Origin of the sequence: Streptomyces sp. NPDC056600, from assembly GCF_042792855.1 — a bacterium.
Taxonomy (GTDB): domain Bacteria; phylum Actinomycetota; class Actinomycetes; order Streptomycetales; family Streptomycetaceae; genus Streptomyces.
This window is the reverse complement of the sequence record NZ_JBHTVQ010000025.1, coordinates 74158-93633: the sequence shown is the minus strand read 5'-3', so window position 1 is coordinate 93633 and position 19476 is coordinate 74158. Positions and strand designations below refer to the sequence as shown.

The following is a 19476-nucleotide window of genomic DNA, read 5'->3' as shown; positions in this document are numbered from 1 at the left end:
GCCCCCGCACGGGAGGGGCCGGGCCGACGCCCGGCGGGCACGCCGGCGCCCGGCGGGCACGCCGGGCGCCCGCCGACGGCCGGTCCGGGCGGCTCACCCGGCGGCGTACCCGTCGAGGTAGTCCAGGTCCCGGCGCGCCGGGCCGACGTGCACGTCCCCGTCGCGGACCTGCCACTCGGCGGGGCCGTCCGTCTCGTGGCTCACCAGGAACCACCCGGTGACCCGGTCCCCGTCCTCGTCCGAGGCGGGGATCCGGGCGACCGTCCGCAGCTGCTCCAGGACGTCCTCGAGGGCGGAGGCGCGGATGCTCGCGCCGTAGAAGGCGTAGGAGCTCCAGTTGTACGGCTGGGGAAAGACCCAGCCGCCGCGGTAGGGGAAGTCGGGGCCGATCGCGTCGACGATCCGCCGGATCTCCGCCATCTGCCGGTCGTCTCCCTCCACGAAACCCCTGACCTCGGCGAAGACTCCCATTGACCTTTCCCCTCCGCTGAACTTGGCTGGTCCCCGAGCATCGTGCCGAACAAGGGGAGACCGTGGCCGGAACCGTAGTCGCCGTCAGCCGGAGCAAGGAGCACACCTTCACCAAGCCCACCGAGGAGAGCATCACCCTGCTCGCCGGGCTCGGTGTGGAGGGCGACGCCCACGCGGGCGTGACCGTGAAGCACCGGTCGCGCGTCGCGCAGGACCCGACGCAGCCGAACCTCCGCCAGGTGCACCTCCTCCACACCGAGCTGTTCGACGAGGTCGTGTCGGCCGGTTACGTGGTGGCGCCGGGCGAGATGGGCGAGAACGTCACCACCCGTGGCGTGGACCTGCTCGGCCTGCCCACCGGCACGCGGCTGCGGCTCGGCGAGGAGGCGGTCGTCGAGGTGACCGGCCTGCGCAACCCCTGCCTGCAGATCGACAACTACCAGCGGGGCCTGCTGCGGCAGGTCGTGGGCCGCGACGAGCACGGCGAGGTGATCCGCAAGGCGGGCGTCATGGGCGTGGTCCTCACCGGCGGCGTCGTCCGCCCCGGCGACACCATCACGGTCACCCTCCCCGCGGAACCGCACCGGCCCCTCGAGAAGGTCTGACTCAGCCGGGGCGTCGCGCTGGGCCGCCGGGCGGCCGTGTCCACGGCCCTGGGGGACGAGCTGGGGCTGCTGGTCCAGGTGGCGGCCGTCGCCCTCGGCCTGGACGAGCTCCTCCAGCGTTCCCAGCTCGCCTTCTCGCTGCTGGGACTCGCCGGTGCGCTGTACCTCGTGTACCTGGGCGTGCGGACCTGGCTGTCCCGCGGGTCGCTGTTCCCGCAGGACGGGGCGGGTGCCGGGCTCCCCGCGGCACGGACGGGCAGGGTCCTCCGCGACGGCCGGACTTGGCGTCACCCCACCCGGTCGCCCAGGACCGGTGCGACCGTCTTCAGCGCGCCCGAGGCCTGTTCCTCGAGCGCGTCGAGGAGGAGCGCGGTCTCCGGGTGGTCCTGCCGACGGCCGAGGGTGGCGACGCCGATGTGGCGGGTCGGAGCCGGGGCGCGCACCGGGACGGTGCGGACGCCTTCCACCACGGGCGCGAGGGCGACGGAGGGGACCAGCGAGACGCCCACGCCCGCGGCGACCAGGGAACGGGCGAAGAAGTAGTCGGTCGTGGTGCCGCGCAGCCGCAGTTCGAACCCGGCCTGCGCGGCGTGGCGGCGCAGATAGGCCTCGGTGGTGAGGCAGCCCAGCACCCATGCCTCGTCGGCCAGTTCGGCCAGGTCCAGCGCGTCGCGGCCGGCGAGCGGATGGGCCTGCGGCAGGACGAGGTGGAGCGGGTCCTCCAGCAGCGGGGTCCATCGGACGCCGCGGCCCGCCCCGCCGGGCAGCGGGCCGTCGAAGTGGTAGGCGAGCGCGAGGTCCACGGCGCCCTGCCGCAGCAACGGAAGGCTGTCCGCGGGTTCGCACTCCCGCACGTGCAGCTCCATACCGGGCCGGGCGGCCGAGAGCTTCGCCAGCGCGCCGGGGAGCAGCAGCCTGCCGCCGCTGGTGAAGGTGGCGACCGTCAGCCGGGAGCGCCCGGTGCCGATCCGGTCGACCTCGCGCCGCGCGTGTTCCAGTTCCGCCGCCACCGCCTCCGCGGCGCCGACCATGATCCGGCCGGACCGGGTGAGGGTGACGCCCCGCGTGCTGCGGACGACGACCTGGGCGCCCAGGCTCCGCTCCAGCGCGGCCACGTGCTGCGAGACGGCCGAGGGCGTCAGGCGCAGTGCGGCGGCGGCCCGGTTGAAGCTGCCGTGTTCCGCCACTGCCCGCAGGACACGGAGCCGGTGCACGTCTGTCAACAGTTCTCCTTAACACCCGACCAGCTGGTCGGCACTTCTGCCGGTGACGCCGGACCTCCAGGGTGGAGGCATGAGCGACAGGATCTGTGTGATCGGCGGAAATCGTTACTTCGGGCGGTTGTTGGTGGAGCGCGCCCTGGCGGCAGGCCATCAGGTCACCGTGGTCAACCGGGGCTCCGCCGCCCCGCCCGCCGGGGCGGACCACGTCGTCGCCGACCGGGACGACGAGGTCTCCCTCGGCGCCGCGCTCGGCTCCCGGGTGTTCGACGTGGTGGTCGACCAGGTCTGCTACACGCCGGTGCAGGCCGCCGTCGCCGCCCGCGTGTTCGGCGGCCGCACCCGGAGATACGTGCTGACCTCCACCATCGAGGTCTACCACCCGGCGAGTGCCCGGCTTCCCGTCGTCCCGGTGGGCACCCCGGTGCCGGAGGAGGTCGTGGCCCCCACCACGTGGCCCGTGTCCGCCGACCTGCCCTGGCACGACGCGGCCTACTGGGACGCCCACTACGGCGAGGGCAAGCGCCAGGCGGAGGCGGTCCTCGCCCGGGCCGGCGGGTTCGGCTTCGCGTCCGTGCGCAGCGCCCACGTACTCGGCGGCGGGGAGCGGGAGTGGACCGGCCGGCTCGCCCACTACACGGAGCGGGTGGCCCGCGGCGAGGAGATCGCCGTGCACGCCGAACCGCTGCCCTCGGTCTTCGTCCACCACGAGGAGCTGGCCGCCTTCCTGCTGTGGGCGGCCGTCGGCAGTGACTTCACCGGCCCGGTCAACGCCTGCTCCGACGGTTTCCTCGACGTGTACGGCCTGTGCGAGGAGGTCGCCGCGCGGACCGGGCGGCGGCCCGCCTACCGTGTGGTCGAGCCGGGCGAGGCCGCGTCGCCGTTCTCCTTCGACCGGCACTACGCGATGAGCAACGCCCGCGCCAAGGAGCTCGGTTTCGCCTTCTCGCCCCTGGCCCGATGGCTGCCCGCGGCCGTCGCCGAGGCGGTCGACGGAGCCGACGCGACCGCCGCGACCGCCGCGACCGTCGCCACCCGGCCCGCATCGTGAGGGGGACCACCGTGCGGCACCGCCGGATCGGAGAGATCCTGGTCGGCGCGGTCGGCCTGGGGGCGATGCCGCTGTCCGTCGAGCGCCGGCCGGACGAGGAACAGGCGGTCGCCACCGTCCACGCGGCCGTCGACGCGGGCGTCACACTGATCGACACCGCCGACAGCTATCACTGGCACGCCGGCGAGACGGGGCACAACGAACTGCTCCTCGCCCGCGCCTTGGCCCGCTACGGCGGCGACGTCTCGGGAGTCCTGATCGCCACCAAGGGCGGCCGGGGCCGCCCGGGCGACGGCACGTGGACCGTGGACGGTAGACCGGAGCACCTGCGACGTGCGGCCGAGGCCTCCGCCCGCCGGCTCGGCGTCGAGTCGCTCGGCCTGTACCAGCTGCACAAGCCGGATCCCGCCGTCCCCTGGGCCGACTCCGTCGGCGCCCTGCGCGAGCTGCTGGACGCCGGCACGATCCGTGCCGCCGGACTGTCCAACGTGACCTGCGCCCAGATCCGCGAGGCGCACGCCGTCCTCGGGGAGGGGCTGGTCTCCGTGCAGAACCGGTACTCCCCCGCGGTCCGCGACAGCGAGCCGGAGCTGCGGCTGAGCACCGAGCTGGGGCTGGCGTTCCTCCCCTGGTCACCGCTGGGCGGCCTCTCCCGCAGCTCCCTGGACGACCCGTCCGCCCCCGTCGCGTCCGGTACCGCCTTCCACCGGGTCGCCTCCCGGCGCGGGGTGAGCCCGCAGCGGATCGCGCTGGCCTGGCTGCTGGCCCGCTCCCCCCTTGTGATCCCGGTGCCGGGAGCGACCCGACCGGCCTCGGTGCGGGACTCGGCGCGGGCCGTCGAGCTGGAGCTGGACCCCGAGGAGCTGGCGCTGCTCGACGACGCGCCGCCACCAGGCTCACCCCCGTCCCCCTCCTCCCCTCCTCCCTCACGGGCGGCCGGTGAAGTTCTCCTCGATCCACCGGGCGTCGGTCAGGTAGCGGCGGTGGTGGCCCTCGGCGAGGTGCCGGGCGAAGGCGGGGTGGCCCGCCGCGGCCTGCTCGCGCATGTGGGCGACCAGCGCGCGCAGCCGCTCCGCCGCGACCTCGGACAGCTCGGCCCGCTGCCCGTCGGCCGGCCCGTAGGCGTCGGCGAACAGCCGCAGGCGACGCAGCGCCTCCGGGACCGGCAGGGTGAGGGCGGCCTCGTGGCCAGGCCAGCCGACTCCCGCCCACCACCTCCTCCCCTTCACGCACCCGCTCCCCGCAGACCACTCCCTTCGGGAGGCATACCCGGGCAGTGGTACGCGACGGCCCTCCAGGGGTGGCGGCCGGGCGCCCTCACACCGTCCCCCCGCCCCCGCTGAGGGCAGCGTTCCTCGCGGGAAACGGGAGGGATGCGGTCGGGTAACACCCACGCCGCACGCTCGTGGGTATGACGTCGCAACAGCGTGTGGTGGTGATCGGGGCCGGTCCCGCGGGGGTGCGCCTCGCCCGCCGGCTCGGCGAGCTGGGCGTGCCGGCCGTGCTGGTCGGCGAGGAGGAGCACCGGCCGTACAACAGGGTGCTGCTCGCCGAGGTGCTGGCCGGGCGGTACGCCCCGGAGGTGATCGAGCTGCCCGCGCCGGCCGGTCTGGTGCGGGCCCGGGCGGTGAAGATCGACCGGGACGCGCGGCGCGTGTTCTGTGACGACGGCAGCGAGCTGGAGTACGGGACGCTCGTCCTGGCCACCGGTTCCAACCCGGTACTGCCCCCGCTGCGCGGCCTGTTCGCCGTCGGCGACCACCAACTGCCGCGCGGAGTGCACGCGTTCCGCACCATGGACGACTGCCTGGGGCTGTCGGCGGCGGTGCGCCCCGGCACCCGGGCGGTCGTGGTGGGCGGCGGTCTGCTCGGCGTGTCCGCGGCCCGGGCGCTGGCCGAGCGCGGGGCGCAGGTGGTGCTGGCGCAGCAGTCCGAGCGGCTGATGGAACGCCAGCTGGACCCCGCCGCCTCGGCGCTGGTGCGGCGGCACCTGGAGGACCTCGGCGTCGAGGTCCACACCGAACTGCGGGTGCGCGACATCCGGGTGGTGGAGGGCGCGGTCCGCTCGGTGGAGATGGCCGACGGCTACGCCCTGGGCGCCGACGCGGTGGTGCTGGCCTGCGGGGTCCGCCCCCGCACCGGCCTGGCGCAGGGCGCGGGCCTGGACGTCCGCAAGGGGATCGTCGTCGACGACCGGCTGCGCACCAGCGACCCGCACGTGCGGGCGCTGGGCGACTGCGCCGAGCACGACGGCCAGGTCTACGGGCTGGCCACGCCCGCGCTGGAGCAGGCGGAGGTCCTCGCCCTGTCCCTGGCGGGCGACGACACCGCCCGCTACACCGGCACCCGCGCCCTCACCCGGCTGACCCTCTTCTCCGACCGCCCCTTCGACCTCGCCGCGTTCGGCGAACTCACCCCGCTGCCCGGCGACGACGTGGTCCAGCTGGCCGACGCCACCCGCGGCACCTACCGCAAGGTCGTGGTCCGTGAGGACCGCCTGGTCGGGGGCGTCCTGGTCGGCGAACTCGGCACGGTCGGCGCGCTGGCCCGCGCCTGGGAGGGAGCAGAGCCGCTGCCCTCCGGCGGCGCCCCCCTGCTCCACCTGCTCACCAACGACGGAGGCTCCTGATGCCCACGCCCACCACTGACTCCGCCGCGCCGGCCCACGGGGCCGTCCCCACCATCGTGCTCGTCGGCCACGGCATGGTCGGCCAGCGCTTCCTGGAGGCCCTGGCGGAGCGCGGGCTCACCGCCACGCACCGCGTGGTCGTGCTCTGCGAGGAGCCCCGCCCGGCCTACGACCGGGTCCACCTCACCTCCTACTTCTCCGGCACCAGCCCCGACGAACTCTCCATGACCAACCTGGAGTTCATCGAGAAGCACAACATCGAGCTGCATCTGGGCGACCCGGCCGAGTCGATCGACCGGGAGGCCCGGACGGTCACCGCCCGCTCGGGGCTGACGGTCCCCTACGACACCCTCGTCCTGGCCACCGGCTCCTACCCGTTCGTCCCGCCGGTCCCCGGCAAGGACGCGGACGGCTGCTTCGTCTACCGCACGATCGAGGACCTGCTGGCCATCGAGGAGTGGGCGAAGGCACGGGCGGTCACCGGCGCGGTGGTCGGCGGCGGGCTGCTCGGGCTGGAGGCGGCCGGCGCGCTCAAGGGCCTCGGACTCGACGCGCACATCGTGGAGTTCGCGCCCCGGCTGATGCCGGTGCAGGTCGACGACGGCGGCGGCGCGGCCCTGCTGCGCACCATCGAGCAGATGGGCCTGACCGTGCACACCGGCGCCGGCACCCAGGAGGTGCTGACCGGCGAGGACGGCGCGGTCACCGGGATGAAGCTGTCCAACGGCACCGAGCTCGCCGTCGACCTGGTGATCTTCTCGGCCGGCGTCCGCCCCCGCGACCAGCTGGCCCGCGACTGCGGCCTCGACGTCGGCGAGCGCGGCGGCATCGCGGTCGACGAGCGGTGCCGGACCCTCAGCGACGAGCGGGTCTTCGCCATAGGCGAGTGCGCGCTGGCGGCGGACGGCCGGGTCTACGGCCTGGTCGCCCCCGGCTACGAGATGGCGCAGACCGCGGCCGCCGCGATCGCCTCCGACGAGGCCGCCACGTTCACCGGCGCGGACCTCTCCACCAAGCTGAAGCTGCTGGGCGTGGACGTGGCCTCCTTCGGCGACGCGCACGGCACGGCCGACGGCTGCCTGGACGTCGTCTACTCCGACTCCCGAGCAGGGCTCTACAAGAAGCTGGTCGTCGGCCGGGACGGCACCCTGCTGGGCGGCATCCTGGTCGGCGACGCCGAGGCGTACGGCACGCTCCGTGCGCTCACCGGCTCGGTCCCGCCCGTCTCCCCGGAGAGCCTGGTGCTGCCGGCCGGGGCCACGGGCGGCGGGGCGCAGCTCGGCCCCTCCGCGCTGCCGGACGAGGCGATCATCTGCTCCTGCCACAACGTCACCAAGGGCGCGATCCGCGGCGCGGTCACCGACCACCAGTGCGTGACGGTGCCCGAGGTGAAGAAGTGCACCAAGGCCGGCACCGGCTGCGGCTCCTGCGTGAAGGTGCTGGGGCAGCTCGTCGAGGCGGAGCTGGAGGCGAGCGGCATCGAGGTCGACAAGGGCCTGTGCGGCTGCTTCTCCCAGACCCGCGAGGAGCTCTACGAGATCGTCCTCGCCCTCCGCGTCACCTCCTACCGGGAGCTGCTGGACCGCCACGGCCGCGAGGAGGCCCGCGGCGGCGACGGCTGCGAGATCTGCAAGCCCTCCGTCGCCAACATGCTGGCCACCCTCGCCCCCGCCATCGGCGCGGACGCCCACGTCCTGGACGGCGAGCAGTCGGCCCTCCAGGACACCAACGACCACTTCCTCGCCAACCTCCAGAAGAACGGCTCCTACTCCGTCGTCCCGCGCATCCCCGGCGGTGAGATCGCCCCGGAGAAGCTGATCGTGATCGGCGAGATCGCCCGCGACTTCGGCCTCTACACGAAGATCACCGGCGGCCAGCGGATCGACATGTTCGGCGCCCGCGTCGAGCAACTGCCCCGCATCTGGGCGCGGTTGGTGGACGCCGGGTTCGAGTCCGGCCACGCCTACGGCAAGTCGCTGCGCACGGTGAAGTCCTGCGTCGGGCAGACCTGGTGCCGCTACGGGGTCCAGGACTCGGTCCGCATGGCGATCGACCTGGAGCTGCGCTACCGGGGCCTGCGCTCGCCGCACAAGCTCAAGTCCGCGGTCTCCGGCTGCGCCCGGGAGTGCGCGGAGGCCCAGTCGAAGGACTTCGGCGTCATCGCCACCGCCAACGGCTGGAACCTGTACGTCGGCGGCAACGGCGGCGCGACGCCGCGCCACGCGGACCTGCTCGCCCAGGACCTGTCCGACGCGGAACTCGTCCGCCTCATCGACCGGTTCCTGATGTTCTACATCCGCACCGCCGACCGCCTGGAGCGCACCTCGGTGTGGCTGGACCGGATCCCCGGCGGCCTGGACCACGTGCGCGACGTGGTCGTCCACGACTCGCTCGGCATCTGCGACGAACTGGAACGGCTGATGGCCGCGCACGTGGCGCACTACCGCGACGAGTGGGCGGCGGTGCTGGCGGACCCGGAGAAGCTGGACCGCTTCGTCTCCTTCGTCAACGCCCCCGAGACCCCCGACCCGACGGTCGCGTTCGTCCCCGAGCGCGGCCAGATCAAGCCGGACCTGCCGCTGCTGCAGATCGGCACCCGCCAGATGGAAGGGACCGCGACCCGATGAGCACCGCCGTCGTCACCGCCACCACCACTGCCGCCACCACGACCGCTGCCGCCACCGCCGCCACGAGCCTGTCCCGCCCGGCCGTCCAGCTGAGGGCCGGCGAGGCCTGGCTGACCGTCTGCGACCTGGACCGCCTGGTCCCCGGCCGCGGCGTCGCCGTCCTGCTCCCCGACGGCGGCCAGGCCGCCGTCTTCCTCGACCGCGCGGGCCGCCTCCACGCCGTCGACAACCGCGACCCCTTCACCGGCGCGGCCGTCCTCTCCCGCGGCCTCCTCGGCAGCCGGGCCGGCCACCCCTTCGTGGCCTCCCCCCTGCTGAAGCAGCGCTTCGACCTCTCCACCGGCGTCTGCCTCGACGACGACACGGTCCGCCTGACGACCTACGAGGCCCGCACCGCCTAGGCCCGAGCCCCGGCGGGGGGCCGCGCGGGGCCCCTGCCGGGGAGCCGCGTGCGGGGGCTCTGCCGGGGGGCCGCGTGCGGGGGTGCCGGGGGGGGACGAGTGGTGGGCGGAACCGCTGCCGGGCGGTCCCGCCCACCCCTCCGGCCTCTCCTCCCTCCCCCGGCCCCACCAGCAAGGCGGGCGCGTGCCCGAGGGACAGCCACGCGCCCGCCTGCCGCACCTCGCGCGCCGGCCTTCCCCACCTCGTGCGGCCGGTGGCGCAGGGGACACCGTCTTCGACCATGTGCGGACCGGCAGCTGTCAGAGGCACGGCCTACCGTGGCGAGATGAACGACTTGACTCCCGAGCAGGAGCTCGGCGCACAGTTCGGTGCGGTGCTTCTGGGCGGCCGCGTCAGCAACGATCCGCCGCCACCTGATTCGCCCCTGGGTCGTGTGGCGGCCTTCGTCGCCGTGTACGGCGAGGACGCGCTCACCGTCGAACACATCCGCGCCGCCCAGGAAGGACGCCCCCTCCTGCCCTGATCGGCCGTCTGGCCCGGGTCCCGCATCCCGGGTCCCGCATCCCGGGTCCCGCATCCCGGGTCCCGCATCCCGGGTCCCGGGCCAGACCCCCGTCCCGATTCCCCGGTGTGCACCCAAGTCCCGTGCCTACGATGCGCCTTGGCAACTGATCACTCGCGGGACAGGAGAGCAGCGCATGGCGGCCACCCCCACCCCCTTCACCTCCAGCGGACCGGCGCCGAAGATCGACACCTCGGTGCCGCACTCGGCGCGGATCTGGAACTACTGGCTCGGCGGCAAGGACAACTACCCGGTCGACCAGCAGGCGGGCGAGCAGTTCCAGGCGGCGTTCCCGCAGATCGCCGAGAACGCCCGCTCCTTCCGCTCCTTCCTGCGCCGCGGCGTCACCTACCTCGCCGCGGACGCCGGCATCCGCCAGTTCCTCGACGTCGGCACCGGCCTGCCCACCGTGGACAACACCCACGAGCTCGCCCAGCGGGTGGCCCCCGACTGCCGGATCGTCTACGTCGACAACGACCCGCTGGTCCTCGCCCACGCCCAGGCCCTGCTGGTCGGCAGCCCGGAGGGCGCGACCGACTACCTGCACGCCGACCTCCACGACCCCGAGGCCATAGTCGACGCGGCGCGCGCGACCCTCGACCTCGCGAAGCCCGTCGCGGTCATCCTCAGCGGCATCCTGGGCCACGTGATGGACGACGACCTGGCCCGTGACCTGGTCCGCCGCCTCCTCGCCCCGCTCCCCTCCGGCAGCCACGTCCTGATCTGCGACGGCACCGACACCAACGAGGAACTCCGCGCCGCCCAGGAGCAGCACAACGACCGCGGCCCGGTCCGGTACCGGCTCCGCAGTCCCGAGCAGATCGCCGCCTTCTTCGACGGCCTCGACCTCATCGCCCCCGGCATCGTCCCCTGCACCCAATGGCGCCCCACCCCCGGCACCCCCGCCCCCCACGTCGACTCCTACGGAGCCATCGCCCGCAAGCCCTAACCGTGGGTGCGCCCCCTTTCCCACCCTCCCGCGCGAATAACGGGCGCACCTCAGCTCCGGCCCAAGGAGACGCGGGGGACGCCGGGGTAGGGGGCGTGGGACAGGGCCTGGGTCAGGGCGGACAGGAAGCGGTGCGGCGCGTCGCGGAGTTGGGCCGGGGTGACCGGGAGGACGCACAGGCCCGCCGCCGAGATGCGCGCGTGACGGGCGGTGGTGTGCTGGAAGTCCGCACCGAGCTGATGGTGTCGCACGGAATCGACCTCCAGCACCACGCCGTGCTCGGGCCAGTACGCGTCCGGACGGCAGAGCCACTCGCCGTCCAGGAAGAGGTCCCGGTTCCACAAGGGGTCGGGGAGGCCGCTGCGGGCGATCAGGCGACGCGCCCGTCCCTCGGCCACGGAATGCGCACCGGCCGCCAGGTCCGCGAGCACGGCGGCGAGCTCTCCGCTCACGGGCACCTGACGGCTCCGGAACGCCTCCCGCAGCGCCGTCGCGCCGACCCGGTGCCGCTGCACGGCCTCGTACAGGCAGCCCGGCCGCAGGACGCCGGCGCACGCGTCGGCGACGGCCCACGGCAGCGGGACGCAGGGAAAGCCGGCCACGCGCGTCGGGCGCGACGGGAGGTGCCGGGCGCGCGCCACCTTCACGTACGAGACCGAGCGGCGCTTCAACGGTGACGGCAGGAGTACGTGCAGTGTCCCGAGGGACGGCGGGGCCGGCGCGTCGCGGAAGCCGTGCAGCGCCAGCACGGCCAGCGAGGTGAGCCGCGCACCGGGGCCCGCGTAACTCAACGCGGCGTGGAATTTCTGCCGCCAGGTCAGCGGGCCGTTGTGCAGCACGAACACCCGCGGCAGCGGTTCCTGCCAGTGCTTCCGGCGACGGTGGTCGACAGCGCTTCGGGTGACTCCGGCCGCCAGCAACTCCTTGAGCGTGACGACCTGCTCCCGCCCCAGCCGCTGGACATCCACCTGCACATTCGCGTTCACCCGCGAAAGCTACGCCCGCGGGACTCCCCTCCGCCGGGCCTGTGGACAACCCCGTCGACCCGTACCCTCACGCCAGGTCCGTCCTGTACCGGTACGAGATCGGGGTGAGGTCAGGCTGGTCTATCCGCCACGGTGACGTGCAGTGGAGCACACCCCCTTCCGCCGTGACCTCCGCACCGGAGCGGTCCAGCCGTATCGAGTGCACTATCACCAGCGCGTTGCGGGGAGCGAACTCACGCTGGGCCTCCACCTCGGCCCGGGTGAGCACGACGGCCTGGCCGAGCGAGGTGGTGCCCTTGACCTCGACGTGCAGTTCCTCGACAGGGGCGGGGCGCCGCGATGTCACGTCGCCCCCGGTCGCGTCGCCCCTGGTCGCGTCATCCCTGGTCAGGTGCAGGTCGTACGGCTGGTTCGCGCCGACGTCCGCCACCTTCCAGCCCTGTGCCTCGAAGTGCTCCGTCGCCATGCGGACGCTGTGCCGCTCGATCAACCGCCGTTCGACTGCCGACAGCAGGAACCCCTGCCCGCTGCGGGTGGCCGCCGCCGGCCGGGGCCGCGGCTCGGAGATGCTCCGCCCGGCCGCCCGCTCCGCGGACACCTCCGCGTCCAGCACCTCGGGGATGGGGTCGCCGGGTATGTAGGTCGCCGTGGTCTCCGCCGCGTAGACCCGGCGCAGCAGCCCGGCCATGAACAACAGGTCGTCGACGAAGCCGGTCGTGTCGGGGAGCGCGTCGCGACGGTACTCGAGGGCGACGACGGTGCCGAGTTCGTAGGCGCGGCCCAGTTTTTTCCCTCCCGGGAGGGCGATGCGCCGCAGCAGCCCCCCTCGGCCCTCAGCGGCCTCCGCGACGTGCGGGTAGGCCCAGTCCACTCTGGCGGCGAGCGCCTCCGCGCCACGGGACCGCAGCTCCGTTCCGGTCCAGTAGGTCGTCCCCTGCATCAGCGTGAGGTAGGCCCGTTCCCCACCCGCCGCGAACAGCAGGACCACGTACCAGCCGTCCATGGCGCTCGGTGACCTCGTGACGTCGCTCACCCGGACCCACGGCACGACGCTCTTGCGCCCCACCCCGTCGGCCCCCTCGATCAGCACCCGCTCGACGGGTATGTCCAGCGCTCCGGCCATCGCCGCGCGATGCGCTTCGAGGGCGCCGGGTACCTCCCTCTTCACGATCCGGCCACGGCGCTCCATCTCCGGAGTCACCCGCCAGGTGTAGGCGCGTTGCAGGTCCATCACTTGCGCAAGGAAGCCGTTCATCACCGCAGCGTAACGGCCCTCCATTCTCAACCGGGCCGTGGAACAGGCACTTTGACGGCGCGCTATATGACGCGTCGTCGGCGCGGCCCGCGACGGGGTGGGGTGCCGACCGCCGCGGTGCTCACGGCCTACGCGGGCGGCAGCGGGGTGCCGTCGCTGTCGCCGACGTCGCGGACGCGGAGCAACTGGACCTCCGCGCCGGAGGTCTCCAGCAGGGGCGACGCGGCGGACCGGCGGGGGTCGGCGCGGTAGGCGTCAAGGGCGTCCTCGGTCGGGAACGACACGAGGTGGGCCTCGAGCCGGTCGTCCATGGTGCGCACCCGCCGCTCGAGCCGCCCGCCGTACTGCGCGAGGAGGGGCAGCACCGCCCCCTCGTAGGCGTCGAAGGCCCCCACCCCGCCCTCCGGCAACCGGGCGAGCATCAGATAGGTGACGGTCACGACTCCCCCGCATCGGTCGGCGAACAGCGCCCGCCCAACCTAGCCCCCCGGCCCCCCGGTCCCCCGGTCCGGCTGGGGACTGCGGCTATCGCCTAGGCGATGTGCTCCTTCCAGCTCGTGAAACGGTGCGTCTCCTCCCCCGAGAAGCCGCCCATGCAGTCGATCGAGCCCGAGAGCACGGCGACCAGGAACTCGACCATTCCTCCCTCGAAGAGATCCCACTTCGGGGACCGCGCATGAAGGACGAGTACCTGCCATTCGTCCGGGGCACCGCGAAGGAGCCAGTAGGCGTAGCCACCCCCGCTGCCGCTGGCGAACAACAGCGCATGAGGGGGTGGGGCTTCCAGGAGAAGTCGCGGCTCGACGTGTGCCAGGCCGGCGTCGACCCCGTCGACGTGCCGAAGGAGGTCGTCGTAGAAGGAACCGAGGACAGGCGGTGTACTGACAGAGATGTAGTCGTCGATGTCTCCGCCGCCGTAGACCCGCACGAACTCCTTGTAGTCCTGCGGAAACACCCAGCCGGTGGACTCGGCCAGCCGGTCCCAGTCGACCTCGTCGCCGCCCGTAGCGGGCGGCGGCAACAGCCGCCGCAGAACCTCCATATCCGCCCGACCGGCCATGCTCCACCTCGTTCCCCACCTACTGAGCTGCCACACGAGCGCACGAACGACTGACATCCCACGCCTGCCATGTGCGGCCCCGCTCCGTCGCCGTCCATTCCCGTGTGCTGCAGGTGCGCCCTGTTTTCGTCGTCCCGGCGGCGAAAACAAGGCTCACCAATGCGATGCCCGCTTGCTACGCCGCCAGGCCCTCGTAGGTCACGCCGGTGAGGTGCTCGGACTCCGTCCACAGGCGGGTGGAGGCGCGGTCGTCGAGGGTCCAGGGGGCGCGCCAGGAGGGGGCGGGGGCGCCGCGCCACATGAGGAAGGACGGGCCGGTGAAGGAGTCGGGGCGGACGCCGGGGGCGGTGGCGGCGTAGAGGGTGGGGAGGGCGCCGGCCTCGGCGGTCTGGGCGACGGCGCGGTCGGCGAGGCGCAGCACGCGGCCCAGGGTGTGGCGGCCCTCCATCGCGGGGCCGGCGGCGGTGAGGTTGGTGGCGGAGTAGCCGGGGTGCGCGGCGGCGGCGACCACGTCGGAGCCGGCCGCGGCGAGGCGACGCGCGAGCTCGTGCGTGAAGAGCAGGTTGGCGGTCTTGGAGCGACCGTACGCCACCCAACGGCGGTACTGGCGTTCGCTGTTGAGGTCGTTGATGTCGAGGTTGGACAGGGCGTGGGCGAAGCTGGAGACGGTGACCACACGGGCGCCGGGGGTGGCGAGGATCCGGGGCAGCAGCAGGCCGGTGAGGGCGAAGTGGCCGAGGTGGTTGACCCCGAACTGCATCTCGAAGCCGTCCGCGGTGGTGCGGTGGGGCAGTGCCATCACGCCCGCGTTGTTGACGAGGAGGTCGAGCCGCTCGTGCGGGAGGCCGTCCGCGAAGGCCCGCACCGAGGCGAGGTCGGCGAGGTCCAGCCGGGCGACGTCGACGCGCGCGGACGGGACGGCGGCCTCGATGCCGGTGGCCGCCTCGCGCCCCTTGGCCACGTCACGGCAGGCCAGCACCACCTCGGCACCGCGGCGGGCCAGCTCCAGCGCGGTCACCAGGCCGAGGCCTCCGTTGGCGCCGGTGACGACGGCGACGCGGCCGCTCTGGTCGGGGATCTGCGACGCGGTCCAGCGGGTCGTCATCGGCGGCCTTTCGGTGCTGCGGGGCGGGCGGGCGGGGGCGGAGAAGGCCCACCGTAGACGCAACCCGCCGCAACCGCCCCCGGGCGCACCCTCGCGCCGGTCACGCCGGCCCAGCCGCATCCCATCGGTCACGCCGCCCCGCACCCGGCCCCGCCGCCTCGCACCGGCCGCGTCGGCCCCGCCACGTCAACCCGCCGCATCGGCCCGTCGCACCCGTCGCGCGGCCGTGTCGCCGCAGCCCGTCGCGTCGTCACCGCATCGACCCGCCGCGTCGGCCCGTCGCGGCCGCCGCACCCGTCATGCGGCGTACACGGACCGTTCACGGCGGGTTGGACGGCAGGTCCGTACGCCGCTCCTACGCTCCCCTGCGGCACGAGGCAGAATCCCCGGCCGCCGTCCGGCGGCCGGACCGCGTACCCCTCACCCCTGGAGTGCACGTGGAACGTCGCAACCTCCTGCGCGCCGCCGTCCTCGGCGGTACCGCCGCCGCCTTCGGCGGGACCCTGTGGCGCGGCGCGGCCTACGCCGCCCCGGCGCAGCCGGGCGCCGGCCCGTACGGCGCGCTCGGCGCCGCGGACGCGAACGGCATCCGGCTGCCGTCCGGCTTCACCAGCCGGGTGATCGCCCGCTCGCGGCAGAAGGTGTCCGGGACGAACTACACCTGGCACGACGCCCCCGACGGCGGCGCCTGCTACGCGGACGGCAGCGGCTGGATCTACGTCTCCAACTCGGAGATCAGCTCCACGGGCGGTGCGGGCGCGGTGAAGTTCAACTCCTCCGGCACGATCACGGGCGCGTACCGCATCCTGTCCAACACCAACGTCAACTGCGCCGGCGGCAAGACCCCGTGGAACACCTGGCTGTCCTGCGAGGAGGTGGACCGGGGGTACGTGTACGAGACCGACCCGTGGGGCGTGAAGGCGGCGGTGCGGCGGGACGCGATGGGCCGGTTCAAGCACGAGGCGGCGGCCTGCGACCCGCAGCGGGGCGTGATCTACCTGACCGAGGACGTCAGCGACGGCGCGTTCTACCGCTTCCGGCCGACGACCTGGGGCGACCTGTCCTCCGGCACGCTGGAGGTGATGGTCGGCTCCTCCGCCACCAGCGGCTCGGTCACCTGGGCGCGGGTGCCCGACCCGACGGGCGCGTCGACGGCCACGCGCAACCAGGTGTCCGGCACGAAGCGGTTCAACGGCGGCGAGGGCTGCTACTACGCGAACGGCACGTGCTGGTTCACCACCAAGGGCGACAACCGGGTCTGGGCCTACGACGCCGCCGCGCAGACAATCTCCCTCGCCTACGACGACTCCCTCGTCACCAGCGGCACGGCGCCGCTCACCGGCGTGGACAACGTCACGGGGACCGCCTCCGGCGACCTCTACGTCGCCGAGGACGGCGGGAACCTGGAGATATGCGTGATCACGCCGCAGGGCGTCGTCGCGCCGTTCCTGCGGGTGGAGGGCCAGTCCGCCTCGGAGATCACCGGCCCCGCCTTCTCGCCCGACGGGCGCCGCCTCTACTTCTCCAGCCAGCGCGGCACCTCCGGCTCCTCCTCCGGCGGCATCACCTACGAGGTCACGGGCCCCTTCCGCACCTGATTCCAGGCCGCACGGCGGGGGGAGGCGGCCCCATGCGCATCGAACTCCTCCATGGGGTACCGCCTCCTCCTTTGCGGCACAGCGGGCCACGCCGCAATATGGGCGGCAGCCTTGCGTGCCGCTCTGCGGGCCGCCTGGGGAGCGGCACGAACGCTCGCTCCCTCTGCACAGACAGCGATCGGCGCTGACGTATCGACAGGTACCGCCACCCCGGGACGAGATGCTGCTGAGACGTCTGACATCCAGATAAAAACCCACAGCGCAACGTGGTTGCTCCTAGTGCGTCGTCATCTGACGGAGGCTGAGGGCGCAGGGGCTCAGTTCCCCATGTACCTGGCAGTTGCATCGTCCAGGACTGCCAGATACGCGGCTTCGGCAGCCTCGGCCTCTGCCGTCGCAGAGGAGAGAGCAAGGAAGTCTCGGGGGCCGCCGTGCCAGCGCACCGCACCTGCGTCGACGACGGTTACCTGGTCTGACTCGCGAGCAAGGTCAGCCACGTCATGGGTCGACATCAGCACCGGGACGCGCGCCGCGACCTCGCTCAGTACATCGCGGAAGACGCGCCGCTGACGCGGGTCGAGCCCAGCTGTAGGTTCATCCAAGAGAACCAGTTCTGCCTCGTGCACCAGCGCAGAGGCCAGCCCGGCACGGCGGAGCTGGCCGCCCGACAGCTGGGAGACCTTCTGCCCCTGCTGCTCGCGGAGATCGACGCTGTCGAGTGCTGTGAGCGACTGCTCCCAGGCGTCTGCCTTTCGCATGCCTTTCAGCCAGCCGAGGTAGGCGACGTATTCGCGGGTCGTCAGCCCCGGCACCGGGGCGATGTGCTGCGGCATCCAGGCAACGCGCTTGCGGTAGGTGCGCATGGTGGACGAAAGATCGCCGAGGGAAATGTTGCCGCGGTCGGGTTCAAGGAGCCCGGCGGCTAGCTTGAGAAGTGTCGACTTCCCTGCACCGTTGGGACCCAGAAGGATCGTCAGGCCGGATTCAAGTTCGTACGAGAAGTCCTTGAGGACGGAATTCCGGCGCGAGCGATAGCGGTAGTGGCACTGCTTGAAGGAAAGATTCAAGAGATCACCTTACGGGACATGAGGTGCATAAGACACCCTACGGCAAAGAGGACGGCGCTGGCAGCGAGTGCGCTTACGGAAGTCACCGGATCCGGAATGATGGCCCAGACGCGAACCTGATCAGGCATGAGCGATCCGGTCATGAAGACGGTTATCAGCCATGCCACCGGAACTACGGAGGAACCGACTCCGATGAACACGCGGGTAACAAGCGCCAATCCCGCCAAGAATGCGACGTTGCGCCCTGCGGCGAATGCCGACTGGGACGGAGCAGCCCAGCCGGCAACTGCCCCTATAAGACAGGCTACGCATACCGACACGCTGAGCATGATTACGTCGTAGACGCGGTAACGGCGAAATCCGGCCTCTTCGAGGTGACAGACAGGCGAGGTGAGACAGTACAGCATGGTCGCCACAACCGGAATTGGCGCGGCCAGTGCAACCCCCACCTGAGCAGGGGAAGGCAGCGCGCCTGCATGGGCCCCCGTCAACGCAAGGAGCACCCCGTAAACGACGAGCGCAATCGGCAACGCGGAATGGATGCGGCGAGATCGCAGCCACCAGGTGCATTCATTTAGGCGCACGCTGATTTCACCGTCTCCCCATACCAAGCCTTACGCTGCTGGCGGGGCAACCGCAGCGCCCTTTCCGCGTCCTGAGCAATCTCCTGCACGATGTGACTGCGGCCCTTTCCCGCTCGACCCCAAGAACGCAACTGGGTTTCGAACTCCTCGCGCGCGCCCACTGTCGTCGCGGCGAAGAAAGCTGCTTTGTTGGCGACGACTGGATCGGGCCGACTGCAGGGCGGAACCACAGACAGCAGAGACAACTTATAACGCAGGGACCTCTCGTAATGCGCGCGTGGTGCCGTGGGTCCCGTCAGTGGGAGTCGCCAGATCGTTGGTGTGGAGGGGCGCGTGTGCCGCCCGTCCAGTTCGGTGGAGCGAATCTCGACGGGCGAGACCGAGATGCCGTTGGTTCGCAGTTGCTTCAGCGCAGACTCGCTCACGCGAGTAACTTTCCCCAGGGACGGCGCAGCATACGATGGAACGCAGATTCGCGGCGTGCCCGAGGTGCACGTCGCGCTGCCGCTCACAGCGGCGACTGGAATGCTGGAGCCAAAATCGCGCACCATGTACTGTCCCGCAAAAAGGCCAGTGGCCACGATGACCAACGCCAGAACGGCAACACTGATGCCACGCTTACGAAAAATCCATGTGACGGTACCGGCGCAGGCCATCGCCGATGCCACGACCATGGGCGCTACCAAGGCTTGCCAGACAGGCATTTCCCCGTACAGGAGCGGGTCGTAGTACTTGCCGAGGATGTTGCGCCACCAGAAAGGTTCCATCACGACAGAGAAGGAGACGAAGAACGCGACGCCAGCGGCGAGTAGCGGAGCGGCGATGAGAGGTGGGAACCAATAGCCCACCGCCATGCCCAGCAGGGTGTAGCAGCACACGATGAAGCCTTGCTGCAACGGGATCCACAGGCTGTTCACTGTCGGTGCAACACCCGTCTGCACCAAGGCGCAGGCGATCGGCAGAGTCAGCATGATCACACCGAGCGTCACGACTGGAATAGCCAGTTGGATGGCCATGCTGAACTGCCGCCGCACAAGCGGGTAATCGAAAAGGCCACTCCTCTTGGCCCGGCCCATTTGCCAGACACCGAGGCCCGCAGCTGTCGCATAGATGTACGGGGTAGTCACGCCAATCGCTTGGAGTACGACGGCAGGCGCGTACGGAACCGTATCCAAAACCCGGCTCTGGTTGCTCGGAAAATACAGATACAGGCAGAGACCGATCGCGAACGGCGCGAGACGCAAGGCGGCGCTGCTACGGAAGAGAGTCCACAGACGCACAGGCGTCCTTTCTAAAGTGGTGCAC

General features: G+C 72.2%; 18 protein-coding genes and 2 pseudogenes. 10 read left to right on the top strand and 10 right to left on the bottom strand.

Going from position 1 to position 19476, the window contains the following annotated elements; all coding sequences use genetic code 11:
- Positions 1–93: 93 nt before the first annotated feature.
- On the bottom strand, positions 94–471 hold the full coding sequence (locus tag ACFRAV_RS15410) for a hypothetical protein (RefSeq protein WP_382555494.1): 378 nt from the start codon (positions 469–471) through the stop codon (positions 94–96).
- 62 nt (positions 472–533) lie between these two features.
- Here ACFRAV_RS15410 and ACFRAV_RS15405 point away from each other — a divergent pair, with 62 nt between their 5' ends.
- Entirely contained in the window at positions 534–1076 is a 543-nt protein-coding gene (locus ACFRAV_RS15405) for an MOSC domain-containing protein (RefSeq protein ID WP_382555492.1), read from the top strand.
- A 15-nt stretch (positions 1077–1091) separates the two neighbouring features.
- Positions 1092–1256, top strand: a pseudogene (locus ACFRAV_RS15400) (LysE family transporter); the annotation flags it as partial.
- Positions 1257–1363: 107 nt separating this feature from the next.
- Here the strand turns inward: ACFRAV_RS15400 and ACFRAV_RS15395 are convergent.
- A complete protein-coding gene (locus ACFRAV_RS15395; protein WP_382555490.1) occupies positions 1364–2299 on the bottom strand; it encodes a LysR family transcriptional regulator in 936 nt (311 codons plus the stop codon).
- A gap of 70 nt (positions 2300–2369) precedes the next feature.
- On the opposite strand from ACFRAV_RS15395, the gene ACFRAV_RS15390 reads away from it, so the two are divergent.
- From ACFRAV_RS15390 to ACFRAV_RS15360, 7 genes and pseudogenes are all read left to right on the top strand, one after another.
- A complete protein-coding gene (locus tag ACFRAV_RS15390; RefSeq protein WP_382555488.1) occupies positions 2370–3347 on the top strand; it encodes an NAD-dependent epimerase/dehydratase family protein in 978 nt (325 codons plus the stop codon).
- An 11-nt stretch (positions 3348–3358) separates the two neighbouring features.
- A pseudogene (locus ACFRAV_RS15385) lies at positions 3359–4231 on the top strand (aldo/keto reductase); the annotation flags it as partial.
- 527 nt (positions 4232–4758) lie between these two features.
- Positions 4759–5976 carry an NAD(P)/FAD-dependent oxidoreductase gene (locus tag ACFRAV_RS15380; protein ID WP_382555486.1) on the top strand — a complete coding sequence of 406 codons (1218 nt, stop codon included), beginning with the start codon at positions 4759–4761 and terminating at the stop codon, positions 5974–5976.
- Entirely contained in the window at positions 5976–8603 is a 2628-nt protein-coding gene (gene nirB, locus ACFRAV_RS15375; RefSeq protein ID WP_382555483.1) for a nitrite reductase large subunit NirB, read from the top strand. The genes ACFRAV_RS15380 and nirB overlap by 1 nt, the downstream gene beginning before the upstream one ends.
- Positions 8600–9004, top strand: a complete 405-nt coding sequence (gene nirD, locus ACFRAV_RS15370) for a nitrite reductase small subunit NirD (RefSeq protein ID WP_382555482.1) — start codon at positions 8600–8602, stop codon at positions 9002–9004. The genes nirB and nirD overlap by 4 nt, the downstream gene beginning before the upstream one ends.
- A gap of 326 nt (positions 9005–9330) precedes the next feature.
- Entirely contained in the window at positions 9331–9528 is a 198-nt protein-coding gene (locus tag ACFRAV_RS15365; RefSeq protein ID WP_382555481.1) for a hypothetical protein, read from the top strand.
- Between the two features lie 175 nt (positions 9529–9703).
- A complete protein-coding gene (locus tag ACFRAV_RS15360; RefSeq protein WP_382555478.1) occupies positions 9704–10516 on the top strand; it encodes an SAM-dependent methyltransferase in 813 nt (270 codons plus the stop codon).
- 50 nt (positions 10517–10566) lie between these two features.
- Here the strand turns inward: ACFRAV_RS15360 and ACFRAV_RS15355 are convergent, their stop codons facing one another.
- From ACFRAV_RS15355 to ACFRAV_RS15335, 5 genes are all read right to left on the bottom strand, one after another.
- On the bottom strand, positions 10567–11502 hold the full coding sequence (locus ACFRAV_RS15355; protein WP_382555477.1) for a hypothetical protein: 936 nt from the start codon (positions 11500–11502) through the stop codon (positions 10567–10569).
- Between the two features lie 67 nt (positions 11503–11569).
- Entirely contained in the window at positions 11570–12757 is a 1188-nt protein-coding gene (locus ACFRAV_RS15350) for an MrcB family domain-containing protein (RefSeq protein ID WP_382555475.1), read from the bottom strand.
- Between the two features lie 128 nt (positions 12758–12885).
- The gene (locus ACFRAV_RS15345; protein ID WP_382555472.1) at positions 12886–13197 is read right to left on the bottom strand and encodes a hypothetical protein; all 312 of its coding nucleotides are present in this window, start codon (positions 13195–13197) and stop codon (positions 12886–12888) included.
- A gap of 92 nt (positions 13198–13289) precedes the next feature.
- The gene (locus tag ACFRAV_RS15340; RefSeq protein ID WP_382555470.1) at positions 13290–13817 is read right to left on the bottom strand and encodes an SMI1/KNR4 family protein; all 528 of its coding nucleotides are present in this window, start codon (positions 13815–13817) and stop codon (positions 13290–13292) included.
- A gap of 175 nt (positions 13818–13992) precedes the next feature.
- Complete coding sequence (locus ACFRAV_RS15335) at positions 13993–14922, bottom strand: oxidoreductase (RefSeq protein WP_382555468.1); 930 nt, start codon at positions 14920–14922, stop codon at positions 13993–13995.
- Positions 14923–15359: 437 nt separating this feature from the next.
- Here ACFRAV_RS15335 and ACFRAV_RS15330 point away from each other — a divergent pair, with 437 nt between their 5' ends.
- A complete protein-coding gene (locus ACFRAV_RS15330) occupies positions 15360–16520 on the top strand; it encodes an alkaline phosphatase PhoX (RefSeq protein WP_382555465.1) in 1161 nt (386 codons plus the stop codon).
- A gap of 317 nt (positions 16521–16837) precedes the next feature.
- Here the strand turns inward: ACFRAV_RS15330 and ACFRAV_RS15325 are convergent, their stop codons facing one another.
- The 3 genes from ACFRAV_RS15325 to ACFRAV_RS15315 form a co-directional block, all read right to left on the bottom strand.
- Positions 16838–17587, bottom strand: a complete 750-nt coding sequence (locus tag ACFRAV_RS15325) for an ATP-binding cassette domain-containing protein (RefSeq protein WP_382555463.1) — start codon at positions 17585–17587, stop codon at positions 16838–16840.
- Positions 17584–18036: a hypothetical protein gene (locus tag ACFRAV_RS15320; protein WP_382555460.1), complete on the bottom strand. Its 453-nt coding sequence runs from the start codon at positions 18034–18036 to the stop codon at positions 17584–17586. The genes ACFRAV_RS15325 and ACFRAV_RS15320 overlap by 4 nt, the downstream gene beginning before the upstream one ends.
- 125 nt (positions 18037–18161) lie before the next feature.
- On the bottom strand, positions 18162–19451 hold the full coding sequence (locus ACFRAV_RS15315; RefSeq protein ID WP_382555458.1) for a hypothetical protein: 1290 nt from the start codon (positions 19449–19451) through the stop codon (positions 18162–18164).
- Positions 19452–19476: the final 25 nt, after the last annotated feature.